Consider the following 13919-nt stretch of genomic DNA (forward strand, 5'->3'; position numbering starts at 1 on the left):
CTTCCCTTTCTTGATTTTATCCTAATTGTAAAACGAGGAACACAGGTGTATCCTGGTTCTTGCATTCCATGCTTCCTTATTTGTCTTATAATAATCTTCCATCGTTTGTTTCTTGTTAATTTACTATTTATTTTTCCTTTTCCCATCGTTGAAATTTGCCCATACAAAAGAATGCAGAAAACAAACTTAGCACGGTTAGAACAATGCCAATAACTGTCCATAAAACCATTTGGAAGGAAGATAGAACTGTGTTTTTTGAAAATTCAGCAAAAGCATAGATGCAATAAGGTAATGTTAGGAGGCTGGTAATGATAACCGGCACATATTTCCGATACACAATCCATTGCACGATATGTATTAATAGATGAACGGAATACCCTGCCAATGCAGCAAACCACCATTGATATTCTCCTGTCCAAACGGAACAAAACGAAACGACAGAAATAAGTATGAACTCGTGAGCAGTACCAATAACAATGGTGGAAATGGAATAATCGAAAACTCCTCGTCGGGTAAAGAACGATTCGATTTTAGGGAATCGTTTTCTCAATTCTTCCCTGTTTCTGTCAATCCAACGTCCAAACATAATAATTTCCTCGTATTCGTGAACCATGAATACGACAAGGAGAAGCATCATTATCAAGTTTATTCTTGTCATTTATTTCAAGTTACCGATGTTGTTTTTCCAATCCTCTAAAGTGATTTTGGTAAAATGTTCGGTGCGAGTGTCGTTCATCAATGGTACGGGTTTATTATGTTCGGTGTGATGGTATATGAACCCGTATTTCTCTTGTGCACGACGCGATTTTTCATTGCCGTTGTAATAACCGCACCAAACGGAAGAAAGATGCAAATCCTCGAAGGCGTGACGAAGTATTTCGCGTATGGCTTCGGGAATCAATCCTTGTCCCCAGTAGGGTTCACCAATCCAATAACCAATCTCGCATTCAGTGTCTGAAATCTTCACAGTGTGAATTTCGCTTCTTGCGGTCATTATTCCAATGCTGCCAATGGGTTCACTGGTTTCTTTCAATACAACTGCATATGTTTCTTCGCCCGAAAGGACGGTCTTGATTATTTCTCTACTATTTTCAACACTCGTGTGGAGAGGCCATCCTACAATCGGACCAACATTGGAGTTGTGGGCATAGCGATAAAGCTCCTCGGCATCATCTTCGTGCCAGGGGCGCAGCAGGAGGAGTTCTGCTTGTAGTTCCATATTTTACCTTCTGTTTGTACTCATCTACTTAACTTTTTATTCTTCGGTAGTTTTTGCGAAGTTTGCTCTATCTTTCTCTCGTCTCGCGTAACGTTGCGTTCCAATTTCTTAATATCTTCTGCGGGTGGAAGTTCTTCAGGTTTGATGCCGCGCTGCCCCAACATATCGCGCACACTTTGGTTGTTCTGTATGTGTTCCTTAGTAATGGGCTGTTCTCCTTGCAGGTCTTTATTTTCTACGTTGTAATTGGTCATTTCCGTAGCAAGGTTCTTGGCGGCTACGGTAAGTGTGGGCAGAAAGTCTGCCAACGGCCTGTTGGCTTCCACGCCCAGTCGGTTCTTCATATCTTCGGTGGTGTGTCCTCCGAAAAGTGCCGTGTCGCCTTTGGAGCGTATGCGCCCGAAGCCTTTGCCGTCAACGCCTCGCTGGTATATGTTCTGTAACAATTGATTTTCTGCCATTCTTAATTTATCGCGAGTTTTAAGCGAGACAGCAGGTTTAGTCGTTCTTCTATTAATTCTGCTTTTCGTGTTTGTACGGCAAAGTAGCTTTGGGCGAAGGCGATTTCTTCTTTCTTTGGGTCGCCGTTTTGAGCGATGAGGTAGCAGGCATAGCGGGTAAGCATAAAGTCGGATACTTCTCACTTGGCTCCACTACCTAATTCGACCATTTTCGTGACCTCACGAAAATGGTCATCAACGTTGATACCTTGCGCTTTACACGAATCTACTGCCCGTCGTATGGCAACGAGAAAGTTCTCCCAGCGCGCATAGCCCAATATCGTTTGCAATTCGCGTGCAAACCAAACTTCTACCTGTTCTTCGCTATCGCCGCTCTCAATGTATCTGACAATAGTATCGAACGATGATTTATATTGTAATATGCTATTCTTATCCATTGTCTTTTTCCTCAATCCATTTTGTATATTTACTATATTCAGTATCCAGCAAAGTTTTTTTATCTTCTTTGCTCATTATTCCTTTTTTAGCTTCTTCTCTCATTCCATACCATTCAATAGCCAGCCATGATTGCATTAGTGTTATGAACCTATCAATATCTTCTGTTTTATTCTCTACTTGGACTATTTTATCAATCATTTCAATAGCTTTCCTATCCCAATGCTTATTATCCTTATCAGCAGGATTCATCAACAATTTTAATTTATACGACAATTCTTTCAGTTTTTCATTGTCATTTCTTTCAGCAGTTACACAAAACTCTTCAACAGCTTTACGAAGTTCTGCCATATATTCCTTTCTAGCAATCGTTATGGTATTGATAAAAGTATTTTTACTTGACTGTTTTATAGTTGCGGAGATATTCATTGCACTAACAAAAACTGTAAGTATTCCTATTATTAAAGTTGCCCCTACTTGTCCTATTCCTACTTTTTCTGTTAAGAGAATCTCTATTCCTATTCCTAATAATGAAAGAATAGCTATTACAAAGAGTATATTTTGTACTTTTTCCCAGCGTATATTTTTAATTTTTATCCAGTCCATTTTCTATCCTTATAGTTCAATGTTAATCTCTATTTACTAACTTATTTACACTAATTTCTACTGCCTTAAAAGTATAGTTAAATCCATCTTGCTGTGCACCCTCTGGAAATTGTCTTATAGGACTTTTCAAAAAGTCTTATAGGATAATTTTACTACTCTGTAAGGTGCTGATTACCAATGAGTTACAGAGGTGTATTTTTGGCCTTGAGAACGGTGTCTCCGACACATGGAAAATATCCTTTTCGTATGCCGGAAACGCGCTTTCCATCGAGATATTTCTTCGCTTGAATTTTATACTTTATTTGCTGGTTTGCGATATGATTTCCTTTTTTTAGCATTTAAGATCGAGAAAATAGTGGCATAAAACTATTTTGGTATGACCTTTCCTATCATTTATTGATTTTTGCTTAATAACCACAGAATTGCTTTTGGACACAATTTGTAATTTTTCCTCTTGGGATGTCCAGTCAATAATGTGATCTGCTTTTTCACGGCCTAATTTTTCTATTAACTCATTTATTTTCTTTATCCAATGTTCCGAAGAATGTGATTGGACATACCCAAACATCCCGCAAATATTAAGATGACTTCCATGTAGTCTTTTCTTAAATCGCTCCATACCACCACGTGCACCATAGACGTATTCTTTATAATTTGATGTAGTAGATAGGCGTTTAGCCTCAAACTCAAGAATAGTTATGGGAGATGACGTCAATATCTTTGGTCTTGGGAAAACACCTATATCTGTTTCTCGTGTAGAGCCTGGCTGTGTTGGATTTTTTCCGAATCGAAAAGGCATATCTACACTTTTATGAAATTCAAGATAATTTATTAGTGAATCAGTGATTCGGTTCTCTGTATTTGAATCTATTGTCTTCAAAAGAAAAGAGGGGAACCCCTCTATCTTTGAATCGATAAAATCAAGTACCTTTCTGGCTTCGATGTCTTGCGAACTATCCAAGGAATGAATAGATGGCATTGAATTGATAAAACTATTATCTCGCAGCATTCCCGTATCTTGCATTTACATAGTCAGAGTAACATTCGTCGGAATCCCGTAAAGCAATATTTGTTGACCAGTATCGTACATTCTTAGGCTTCACAAGAATAATGCTGTTTTGACCATAAAGTTTTAACACACGCTGAATATGAAATCCAGCTAAAGCCCCCTTTTGAGTAGGAATGACATCTTTTACATAAGAATTAAGTTCTTCCAATTTCGTGAAAGATGATTCTATTATATCTGCTGTATATTCAAAATGTAATGCATAGTATTTACTTGTATCTATAATTTTGAATAATTTAAAAGACTTGTTATTTTCTTCGTATATGTTATTTAATGTTTTACAGAATATATCTGAAAAATGTAGTATCTGCGATTGGCTTGCAGTTTCATCTTTCATTCCTTTACTGGCATAATTGTCCACTGCTTCTTTAATAATCTGATTTTCTAAATCCTGCACTTTTAAATCTGATAGATTAGTGGGAAAAGGCAATCTGTCCATGTCTCTCTTTAAGATAGAAGTTGCTCTTCCAACGATTAGCCTGCTACTTGTTACCAAAATATAGAAACGATAAAGCACATTGAACTCTTGGAAAATGTCATACACTTTTTTCAGTTCATTAATTTCAGAATTTGGTGCATATATTCCTACCATTTCATGGCTAAAGCACATATCTTCATCCAAAAAGACTATTGGTATATTTGTTTTGCCAATATTCTCCTTAATGATAATATGAGGTGCCAAATAGATTTCTTTCTTTTGAAGACGAGGAGCCTCAAAATGAGTATTGCTCTCATAAAAAGTCTTAAAATCCCCATTCCTACCCTTGCCAAAAGTGCGTGGATCTATTGCTTTCTGTCCATGAATAAAAGGGGCAGGATATTTTTTATTTCCAACAGTATATCCTTCATTGTATTTCCAACCGCAATGTTTCTCTTTTTCTGCAAGAAATGCTCCCAGAGTCCTCATTTTCCTGAACCTCTCAATCAAATCGATAATCCGCCCCCCACCTAATAAATCCGCTTTCCAGATAAATGGATTATTGATAATATCATCCTTACTAATAAAATGAAAGTCATAGTGGTCGAATTCTAAAAAGATTCGATTTTTATTGGAAAATGTACGATTGGCAACCAAATGCAATACCGAATTGCTGTCAGGCAAAGACTTTTTAATAAACAAGGCTATTGTAGCTACTCGCGCACCAGCCCAAATGTCTGGCAGTAAAGTAAAATCGATTACCTGTTGTAAGTTATACTTTGAGAACAAAGCTTGCTTGAAACTCATATTGTTATTATACAATATTGGAGCTGCTGGTTGTATCATACACAGTTGACCGTCTGACCTTAATAAATTCATGGACTGTACCAGAAAGTGCAAGGCAGGATTTTCATCAGGTATGTCAAATTCACACCTGTACCCAATATTCTCTCGAAGTGTTTTAAAGAACTTTTTCCTTTTCGGTTCCCTTCCCAATACCGAATGAAGATTGAATGGAGGATTTCCTATCACTAAATCATATGTGTCATCAATATTAGCGGATATGTATTTGAAGAAGTCTGCTTTCTTAATATTCTTGCTGAAGTCTGGAAATTTCAGTTTCTGCCATGTGGGTGGGTTTAGATCTACTTCATCCAACATAGCCAAAGCTAAACTGAACACTGCCAACCGTACCGCATCATCCTCTATGTCAATGCCATATATACTGTTTTTCAACAATCGTTTCAGCACATCCAATGATGGCTTGGACAAATTGCCTGTTTTCAGCCACTCCGCATATCTCCACCATTGTATGATGCGTTTATATGCCTTTACAAGAAAGATGCCGGAACCACAACTTACATCTATCAGTCTGAAATTTTCCCGTGGTTCTTTCAGTGGCATACTCTCATCTATAAGTGTACTGACAACCATCTCAGGTGTATAGACAATATCTTTGCTGTCTGTCAGAAGTTCCTCATACACAGAACTGATAACTTCTACAGGAAGGTGCGAGAAAGAATACAAACGCCAAATTACATACTGGTTGTTCTCAATGTTTCCATCCAAGTAACTTGCCAGTATTTTCACTTCTGATTTTTGAATGGATTCCCTTGCCTCTTTTTCCTTTTCCTTGTCCCATTCGAAAATTTTGCCATTGAAATCCTCTGCAAGATGGTCAAGCAACGCCAATAGTTTTCCTTCTCTTATGATTTCACAAAATTTGGTACAATCAAAGTTCTTTTTAAAGTATGTTTTGGCGAAATATCCGCTTTGAGAAGATTCATCACGTTCTTCCAAATACTTTATAAGAAGGCTTTGCACAAGAAGTTTCAACGATACATGCTTATCTAACCCGGATTTTTCTTGGAAATTTTTGTGAACCTCTTTCAGTCCGCGGATTAAATCTTTAGTTGCGGACTCTTCAAATTGAAATTTTTTCTTATACTGTTCCTCTTCCCAAAACATTCCGTCATCAAAGAACGCCGCATCAAACTCTTTTATGCCTGTGCCGGACAAGCGAAGCAATTCTTCTACATAATGCTCTTTGCCTGTCTGTGCCTTAGTTCTGGCATCAAAAATACTTACAGAGCTTTTCTCTACGATGATATAGATTGGAACGACATACCCGCTCCACATTCTCTTGTGTATGTCCTTTTTGTCTTCGTTAGAAACGTTCCTAAGAGTATAGTCAAAGAAATAAATTTGTGGAATGGAAACTCTACCATCGGAAAAATGGCGAAAATATACAGCGTCTGCAAAAAAGCGTTTGGCGGTATCTATCCCAAAAAGAATTTCCGGAGAACATTCTGGTGGAATACTATTGCATAAAACTACCCCTCCATTTTCAATTGAATACGGAGTGAATTTTAAATCGCTAACAGTATTCGTAAATATAGACTCCATAACTGGCATCGTTCTTTTCGCTACAAAGATACAAAATAATTTTAAAAGGGAGCCTTTCCTCTCTGATTTCTTTGGCCTTTTAACAGAATTAAAAGTATAAATAGATACTAATTTTACTATGTTTTTTCGATTATTTCCCTAACAATCTTCTTCATCAAACTTATCTTTTCTTGGAAAATCTTGTACACCATGCTTTATACAACAACGGCACTTGAAACAGATGCATCTCTGCCCCAAGTGCTGTTGTCCTATTCACCAATATACGCTTATTGTCTTTATCCTGTTCTACTGCTCTTGTAATTCTCCTCCAGCATTTTTTCCAAGTCCGAAGCCTTGTAGAGTATTTTTCCTGCAAACTGCGTGTAGGGAATAATCTTCCTGTCGCGGTAGTCCTGCAAGGTACGGGGACTGATATACAGTCGTTCACACACATCCTTACCCGTGAGGAAAAGTTCGCCTGCAAAGAGTGGCTTGTGTGTCTGTGCCACTTCCACAATCCGTTTCCCCACACCTCTCAATGCCGAGACGACCAGCTGCATCTCGTCTGTCTCCATGTTCAAATCTCTTGCTGTTTCCATCATATCTGTCTGTTTTTAGGTTTGTTCGACTTCGTAAGAAGAAGTGCTTCCACATCCTTGCTCTTGTAATAGCACTTGTGCCCGATTTGCGTAAACGGCAGCACGCCCGTATCGCGATAATGCTGCAAAGTGCGTTTGCTGATGTTCAGCAGTCGGCACACATCGCCGTTGTGCAGCCAGTCCGTGTGCTTGCTTTTCTCTCCGAATGCCTTGTGGCAGCATTCTGCAAGGCTTAAGATTTCATCTCGAAGCTTTGCCCAATTGGTTTCTGTAATGATGTAATAGTTCATAATTTTATATTGTTATTGTTTGTTGTTTCAAATCTTTCCAGTTTCCATCGGCAAAGATAATGGCGTGCGTACACCTCTCAAAGCCGTGGGGAACAGCAGGGAAGTATCGGGAACTATCGGGAAAAGAGCAATCCGTTTCATCGGTTCACATTTGCGTTTTCCTGCCCCGTCTTTTTTCTTTTATTGCAAAGACAATCCAAGCGAGTGTAGAGGAAAGTTCACTTATCCTTTGCCGAGCGCAGCTTGTCTTATGCAAAATTAATATCGGGCATTTCTTATTCCATCACTTTTCATTCACGTGGCAGCTTGTGGCGCTATAACAAGGACAAAAGAGACAGATTGATGTTCTTGCCACTGCACAAATGAGGTTAATAAGGTAATCAAAGCAAAAGACTGCATCTGAAAGCAAACAACGACAATCCGTATTTCTGTTAACCTTTCTTTCCTGTCATCCATTTTTTTCTTAATGAGGCTATAAATGCCCTTCTTGACAGCCTGTTCTCCTAAGAATTTTAAAGCGGACGAGCGCAACATTATACAAGAGGGCTCTGAATGCTTGGAAGTTACGCATTCTCACCCTAACTTCACTCTTGGAAACTAATTCAAGGGAATAATGAAAAAGAACGCAGATGCAGGCAATACAGACAGCAGGAGAAATCCCCATCGAAGGGGTAGTTCATCCAAGAACGTAGAGATAGAAACCTACCTCTCCACACACTATGAGTTCAGATACAACACAGTATTGGGCAGAACCGAATATTGCAGTAAGGGTAATAATCGTTTTGTAAAGGTTGGTCGTTATGAAATCAACACACTTCGCAGGGAACTCGATTGCGATGAAGGCATAGCGACTTCTGCCGAGAACCTTTATTCCATCATTGAAAGCAGCTTTTCTCCCCGTATCAATCCCGTTCAGGAGTATTTAAAAGGGTTGCCATTGATAGATATAGGTGATAGCTGTAGCTGTGATGATGCTGGTTGTAGGGATAGTAATGTGCCTTCTTTTTCACCGAAAGCAATTTCCGATTTGGCAAGCTGCGTTGTTGTCCGTAATTCTAACAAATGGTTGCCGTATCTTACCAAATGGCTTGTGGCGGTGGTCGCCAATGCGATGGACGACCGTGAGTGCCGTAACCATACCTGCCTTGTACTGACAGGTGAGCAGGGTAAGTTCAAGACAACGTTTCTCGATTTGCTCTGTCCGTCCAAACTGCACGGTTACAGTTACACAGGAAAAATATATCCGCAGGAGAAAGACACACTCACTTATATCGGTCAGAACCTTATCGTAAATATAGATGACCAGCTCAAAGCCCTCAATAAGCGAGACGAGAACGAACTGAAGAACCTTATCACCTGTCCGATGGTCAAGTACCGTATGCCGTATGACAAATATGTGGAGGAGCATCCCCACTTGGCAAGCTTCGTGGCATCGGTGAACGGTAACGACTTTCTTACAGACCCGACAGGCAGCAGAAGGTTTCTGCCCTTTGAAGTTCTATCCATAGACATAGAGAAAGCCAAGCGTATTTCAATGGACAATGTCTATGCTGAAGCCAAAACCCTATTAAAGTCAGGTTTCCGCTATTGGTTTGATGATGAAGAGATTGCCGAACTATACAGAGAGAGTGAGGACTTTCAGGTACAAACCGCTGAGATGGAACTTTTGCTGCGTTGCTTTGAAAAGCCAACGGAGGATGAAAACTATTCGTTAATGACTACTACGGAGATACTCACCTATTTGGGTATTTATACTCACCAACCACTTGTTGCCAAGCGTATGGGCGAAGCCTTGAAGAAAGCAGGATACATAAAGGTGAGCAAGCGAAGAAACGGAGGTAGCCCCATCTATGCCTACAAGATTAGGAAAATCTTGCCATGCCCGCTCCTTCAGACTTGTAGTAGCCAAATGTAGTAGTATGTGTAGTATCGTCTTATACTAAAAAGTGCGGCTGATTATCAATCATTTATCACGAAATAGTATGTAGTAAGAAGAATGATGAAAAAGTTTGGAGGGGAAAACTTTGGAAACGGTAAAACCATAAAACAGACAAGCATAAATAATTATCATTCAACCCATTAAAGTATCAAAACAATGAAAGAAGAAGATTTATCACTTATCAAGCGATATCCCATCGTGGAGTATCTCGAAAGGAGGGGTATCAGGCCTGTCCGTAAAACACCAGCCTATGCCATGTACCGTTCACCGCTCAGGGAGGAAACGCGTCCGAGTTTCAAAGTGGACAGGGAAAAGAACCTTTGGATAGACTATGCCGAAGGCAGGGGCGGAAGCATCATCGACCTCTGTATGCGCTTGGAAGGCTGTACGCTCTCGGAAGCCATCTGCCGTTTGGGGCAGAACGCTTCCGATAATACAGCGCACAGCTATTCAAAGACTGAACCCCGTATTGGTCTCAACCAGACAACTACAAGACAAGCAAGCGAAACAAGGAGACTGATAAGCATATCAGACTCCTTGCCGCCGCATTTGCAGGAATACCTTATCAAGGAACGTTGCATCAATTTGAAAAAGGCAACACCCTTTCTCAAATGTATCAACTACGAGGTAAGGGGAAAGAGATATGAAGCCATCGGCTTTGCCAATTCTTCGGGTGGTTATGAACTTCGGGACAACAATACGTTCAAGGGAACGATTGCCCCGAAGAACATCACTCCGATATTTGAGGACAAGGCACAGCCCGTCTGTCTGTTCGAGGGCTTTATGGACTTTCTCTCTTTTCTTTCAATGAAAGGGGAGGTCTCCAACCAATGCCTTGTGATGAATTCCGTGAGTAATGTAGCAAGGAGTATCCACTACCTGAATGAAAGAAATATAACCTCCGTTCGTGCTTTTCTTGACAATGACGATGCAGGGCGAAAAGCTGTGCAGGAATTTGTAAACACAGGTTTTAAGGTAGAAGATATGGCTGTGTATTATGGAGACTTCAAAGATCTCAACGATTTTCACGTCAGACGTGTCCGTGAGCAACGGGAAGAGTTGGAGAAAACTCCAAATACAAGCAACAAAATAAAACAAGTCAAACTTAAAATAAGATAGAGTGATGAAAAAGGAAAGAAGAAACATGGAAGAAATAGATCGTTTCATAGGAAAAACTTTTGGTATGAGCCAAGCTGAAAATTCAAGTGAACAATCTGTCTCTGAATTCCGGGAAAAGGGAATGAAAACTATTCAAGAGCAAAAACAACAAGAAACAGGACATGCCATAGAGCATGCCACGCCATCCGAGCCTGCACAGCATACAGAGAGCGCAACCGTTCAACGACGCATCAGTGCCAAAATGAGAAAGGAGACTCTCGAAGCCTATAAGCAGGCGTTCCTTGTTCCAACAAAGCTAAGCGAGAGAAAGGCGGTCTATCTGAGCAGGGAGACACAGGAACGTGCCGACTTCATCGTACGCAGGCTGGGCGACAGAGGCAGCAACCTTTCAAGCTTTGTGGAGAACATCGTTCGTCAGCATCTGGAGGAATATGGTGAAGACATAGAGAAGTGGAGAAGACTGTAAGCCGTAAGAAAAGGGTTGACGGTTTTCAGAAAAAGGGACGTTCCTTTCACTCAAAATCCTCGACCGTTTTAGGGTAGTACCGATAACAGTTTTTTGCTGAATACATTGAATGGAGGGAATGCCACGAACGCAGTTAGATACTGAATGCACGGCATTCGTTTTTGGACGGCAAAACGCTTTATGCGTAAACGTTTCGTTAGCTGACATTGCAAGACGTCAGTTTGTACCCACAAACTGCGCTTGCTCCCCTCATTCGATTATCGGGGAGATTAGACCGTAATCACTCCGTTCTCATCGGTCAGCCATCAGAAATTAAGAAATAACGAAAAGAGGACTTTTATATGAACAGAAACAACAGAAAGACTGCCCGATGGCAGCAACAGGAGAAGAAAGAACAGCGGATGAACAAGACGGAGTTCATCAAGGTAAGATGCACCTTAGAGGAAAAGCAACGAATTAAATCAAAGGCAGAAAGCACAGGACGGAAGTTCTCTGATTACTGCCGCGAGATGCTTCTTAGTGGAGAAGTTATTTCTGTTCCTAAGATGACGGACAATGAAAAGGAAGCCATAGAGGTGTTGAGACGAACTGCCTACTTCTTTATGCATATTTCCAACCTTATCAAGGTAAAGGATGATGCGTGGGTACTGATTACCCAAAGCCTTTCCTATCTGGCAAGGGAAGCTTTTAAACGTTTCTTTAATCCCAAATACCGTATTGAGGAAAGGGCAATTAAACTCTTAAATCTGATGGAGAATGATAGGAAAATGTAAAGCAATAGCACATGGCAGTAATGCACTGGAGTATATTTTCAGAGAGGGAAAACTCGGAAAAACGCTTCTCTTTCACAATCTCTGCGGCACTACGCCAAAGGAGATCTACGAGGAAATGAAGATGGTCAGCGATTACAACACACGGTGCAGAAACAAGTTCCTGCGTATCGAAATCGGCATAGCACCACAGGACGAGAAAAGATTGAGTCTTGCATCCGTCCGTAACCTTGCGTCAAACTTTGCAATACGCATGGGACTTGCCAACCATCAATGGGTGGCGGTTACACATAAAGACACCGACAATATGCATATCCATATCATCGCCAATCGCATTAGTCTGTATGGCAACGTTTATGACACTACCTTTGTGAGTAACAAGGCAGCAAGGGTTGCAGAGGAACTCAGCCGCAAGTATGGTATGACCATCGCAAAGGAAGTCAAGACGGAAAGGACACACAAAAAGATAAAAGCTAGCCCAACAAGAGAACAAACAAAGCAGCAGGTACAGAAGATATGCTATGCTTTACTTGATAGGTACAAAGGCACAGGCATCACAGGGCATTCGATGTTCCTCTACGACCTTAGCAAGAGTGGTGTAACCATTGAACGCTTAAAGAACAAACAGGGAAAGATATATGGATTGAAGTTCGCATATAGAGGACAGACTTTTAAGGCATCTGAAATCGGCAGGGAGTTCGGCTATCGTTCCTTGCAGAAGAATTTTGAGATAAGTAACAAGACAGAACCAAAGAAAGCTACGACAATGGCAGATGAGCTGGCAAAGAACAAAATTCAATCCGATACAGGTTATCAACTTGTTCCTCTCAGCCGCACCTATACGTCACCTGCCAACACAAATGAAAATTCATCTATTGCACAAGCCGTAGGTAATGTGGCAAGTACTGCCATAAATGCAGCCAAAGAAATCATTTCCGGAGCAGGTGAGTTAATCAACCCACAGACACACGGTGATGATTATGCCGAGACAGCATGGCAACACAGGCTCAGAAACCAAGCCAAGAAAAAGAAGAAAAGAGGAAGAGGATTGTAACCACTTTTCGTTATCCCTGTCTTTCCCCAAAACGAAGACAAAGCAAAAGAGAGAAATCTTCATCAAAAACGCTTGTTATTCAAAGCAAATGATTATCTTTGCAAATAGAATAACAAGCGTTCTTTGTTAATGCAGAAACCCGCGACTAAAAGCAGTTCGCTCGTTTCCAAATCGTTACCTGTTTAGTTTATGCAACAAGCTAACTTCTTTATTTTCAATTAGATACGTTTTGAAAATTATCTCAGTATGTAAAATGGATTGATAATAAATGCTGAATTTTCTTTACAAAGTGCCTCTCATAACTCGCGTGTAAACAACCAACGGCAAAGTTGGTCGCAAATACGCGAATTTTGAGAGACTTTTGTAATTCGTTGCTATCGAACACGTTACACATAAATCATTTCTCTTCATTCGATTTTTTACCATTTCTGGACGATTAAAGCATTGAGATAAGCGTGGAATTTGTCTTATACTGAAATAGCTTGACATATTATTAACCTCATAAAAAGTAAAATAATATGACAAAAGAACTTAAAAGAAGAACCTTTAGTGATTTATTTAAGCTTGAAGTATTAAGCGAGTATTATTCAGAAGGCGTATCTCAATTGTCCATAACTCGTAAATATGGACTTAAAAATGGAGCTTTATTAAGCTGGATAAAAAAGTGGCCGGTTGATTCGAAAGTATTATCTTTGCCTTCAGAAATCATAAGTTCCTATCAAATGGCTCATCCTAAAAAAGAAATCTCCTCAGAAGAAGCACTTCATAAACGGATATCGGATTTGGAAAAATCTCTTGAATATGAGCGACTTCGTAATCTTGCTTATAAGAAATTGATAGAAATTGCAGAAGCAGAAGAAGGAATTTCAATATTAAAAAAAGATGGTGTCAAACAGTGATGGCGCTACGCAAAGAATACCCTAAAGTATCTATCGAAAAATTGTGTAGTCTGTTTGACAAACGACGCCAATCGTTTTATGACAAGCGTAAAGTGGTTATATCTGAGCGTCAGCGAGAACATTTACTCATAGCTGCAGTAGAGTCTTATCGCCATTACTGTCCTGGTATTGGAGGTGTAAAACTACATTGGAT

At 40.0% G+C, this 13919-nt stretch carries 12 protein-coding genes and 4 pseudogenes; 7 read left to right on the forward strand and 9 right to left on the reverse strand.

Annotated elements, in window-relative coordinates; all coding sequences use genetic code 11:
* Window positions 1–24: 24 nt before the first annotated feature.
* The 9 genes and pseudogenes from DEM91_RS12665 to DEM91_RS06170 all read right to left on the reverse strand — a co-directional run.
* Window positions 25–102, reverse strand: a pseudogene (locus DEM91_RS12665) (class I SAM-dependent methyltransferase); the annotation flags it as partial.
* A gap of 25 nt (window positions 103–127) precedes the next feature.
* A complete protein-coding gene (locus DEM91_RS06135; RefSeq protein ID WP_036861473.1) occupies window positions 128–658 on the reverse strand; it encodes an HXXEE domain-containing protein in 531 nt (176 codons plus the stop codon).
* Window positions 659–1219 (reverse strand): GNAT family N-acetyltransferase, encoded by a 561-nt coding sequence (locus tag DEM91_RS06140; protein WP_036861470.1) that lies wholly within the window; start codon window positions 1217–1219, stop codon window positions 659–661.
* 20 nt (window positions 1220–1239) lie between these two features.
* Window positions 1240–2117 (reverse strand): annotated as a pseudogene (gene dinD, locus DEM91_RS06145) (DNA damage-inducible protein D).
* Window positions 2110–2721: a hypothetical protein gene (locus DEM91_RS06150; RefSeq protein ID WP_036861468.1), complete on the reverse strand. Its 612-nt coding sequence runs from the start codon at window positions 2719–2721 to the stop codon at window positions 2110–2112. The pseudogene dinD and the gene DEM91_RS06150 overlap by 8 nt, the downstream one beginning before the upstream one ends.
* Window positions 2722–3052: 331 nt before the next feature.
* Window positions 3053–3745, reverse strand: coding sequence for a hypothetical protein (locus tag DEM91_RS06155; protein ID WP_052041076.1), 693 nt, complete (start codon window positions 3743–3745; stop codon window positions 3053–3055).
* Entirely contained in the window at window positions 3717–6611 is a 2895-nt protein-coding gene (locus DEM91_RS06160; RefSeq protein WP_036861583.1) for a class I SAM-dependent DNA methyltransferase, read from the reverse strand. Before DEM91_RS06160 ends, DEM91_RS06155 begins: the two co-directional genes overlap by 29 nt.
* 275 nt (window positions 6612–6886) lie before the next feature.
* The gene (locus DEM91_RS06165; protein WP_036861465.1) at window positions 6887–7192 is read right to left on the reverse strand and encodes a helix-turn-helix domain-containing protein; all 306 of its coding nucleotides are present in this window, start codon (window positions 7190–7192) and stop codon (window positions 6887–6889) included.
* Window positions 7189–7479: a helix-turn-helix domain-containing protein gene (locus DEM91_RS06170; protein ID WP_036861463.1), complete on the reverse strand. Its 291-nt coding sequence runs from the start codon at window positions 7477–7479 to the stop codon at window positions 7189–7191. The genes DEM91_RS06165 and DEM91_RS06170 overlap by 4 nt, the downstream gene beginning before the upstream one ends.
* Window positions 7480–7957: 478 nt before the next feature.
* Between DEM91_RS06170 and DEM91_RS06175 the strand changes: the two are divergent.
* The 7 genes and pseudogenes from DEM91_RS06175 to DEM91_RS06205 form a co-directional block, all read left to right on the forward strand.
* Window positions 7958–9394: pseudogene (locus tag DEM91_RS06175) on the forward strand (VapE domain-containing protein).
* Window positions 9395–9574: 180 nt separating this feature from the next.
* Window positions 9575–10537 carry a toprim domain-containing protein gene (locus DEM91_RS06180; protein ID WP_036861455.1) on the forward strand — a complete coding sequence of 321 codons (963 nt, stop codon included), beginning with the start codon at window positions 9575–9577 and terminating at the stop codon, window positions 10535–10537.
* A gap of 4 nt (window positions 10538–10541) precedes the next feature.
* On the forward strand, window positions 10542–11003 hold the full coding sequence (locus tag DEM91_RS06185) for a DUF3408 domain-containing protein (RefSeq protein WP_021669629.1): 462 nt from the start codon (window positions 10542–10544) through the stop codon (window positions 11001–11003).
* A gap of 341 nt (window positions 11004–11344) precedes the next feature.
* Window positions 11345–11776: a plasmid mobilization protein gene (locus DEM91_RS06190; protein WP_004346518.1), complete on the forward strand. Its 432-nt coding sequence runs from the start codon at window positions 11345–11347 to the stop codon at window positions 11774–11776.
* Window positions 11760–12827, forward strand: a complete 1068-nt coding sequence (locus tag DEM91_RS06195; protein ID WP_036861451.1) for a relaxase/mobilization nuclease domain-containing protein — start codon at window positions 11760–11762, stop codon at window positions 12825–12827. Before DEM91_RS06190 ends, DEM91_RS06195 begins: the two co-directional genes overlap by 17 nt.
* A 518-nt stretch (window positions 12828–13345) precedes the next feature.
* Window positions 13346–13726, forward strand: coding sequence for a transposase (locus DEM91_RS06200; protein WP_249858334.1), 381 nt, complete (start codon window positions 13346–13348; stop codon window positions 13724–13726).
* Window positions 13726–13919, forward strand: a pseudogene (locus DEM91_RS06205) (IS3 family transposase); the annotation flags it as partial. The gene DEM91_RS06200 and the pseudogene DEM91_RS06205, both read left to right, overlap by 1 nt.

The sequence above is a fragment of the Prevotella sp. TCVGH genome, assembly GCF_023522295.1.
Lineage (GTDB): Bacteria > Bacteroidota > Bacteroidia > Bacteroidales > Bacteroidaceae > Prevotella > Prevotella timonensis.

Excerpts from the sequence above, each read along its gene's own strand:
- DEM91_RS06135 (WP_036861473.1), bottom strand. The coding sequence starts at position 658 with ATGACAAGAATAAACTTGATAATGATGCTTCTCCTTGTCGTATTCATG.
- DEM91_RS06140 (WP_036861470.1), bottom strand. The coding sequence starts at position 1,219 with ATGGAACTACAAGCAGAACTCCTCCTGCTGCGCCCCTGGCACGAAGAT.
- DEM91_RS06150 (WP_036861468.1), bottom strand. The coding sequence starts at position 2,721 with ATGGACTGGATAAAAATTAAAAATATACGCTGGGAAAAAGTACAAAAT.
- DEM91_RS06155 (WP_052041076.1), bottom strand. The coding sequence starts at position 3,745 with ATGCAAGATACGGGAATGCTGCGAGATAATAGTTTTATCAATTCAATG.
- DEM91_RS06160 (WP_036861583.1), bottom strand. The coding sequence starts at position 6,611 with ATGGAGTCTATATTTACGAATACTGTTAGCGATTTAAAATTCACTCCG.
- DEM91_RS06165 (WP_036861465.1), bottom strand. The coding sequence starts at position 7,192 with ATGATGGAAACAGCAAGAGATTTGAACATGGAGACAGACGAGATGCAG.
- DEM91_RS06170 (WP_036861463.1), bottom strand. The coding sequence starts at position 7,479 with ATGAACTATTACATCATTACAGAAACCAATTGGGCAAAGCTTCGAGAT.
- DEM91_RS06180 (WP_036861455.1), top strand. The coding sequence starts at position 9,575 with ATGAAAGAAGAAGATTTATCACTTATCAAGCGATATCCCATCGTGGAG.
- DEM91_RS06185 (WP_021669629.1), top strand. The coding sequence starts at position 10,542 with ATGAAAAAGGAAAGAAGAAACATGGAAGAAATAGATCGTTTCATAGGA.
- DEM91_RS06190 (WP_004346518.1), top strand. The coding sequence starts at position 11,345 with ATGAACAGAAACAACAGAAAGACTGCCCGATGGCAGCAACAGGAGAAG.
- DEM91_RS06195 (WP_036861451.1), top strand. The coding sequence starts at position 11,760 with ATGATAGGAAAATGTAAAGCAATAGCACATGGCAGTAATGCACTGGAG.
- DEM91_RS06200 (WP_249858334.1), top strand. The coding sequence starts at position 13,346 with ATGACAAAAGAACTTAAAAGAAGAACCTTTAGTGATTTATTTAAGCTT.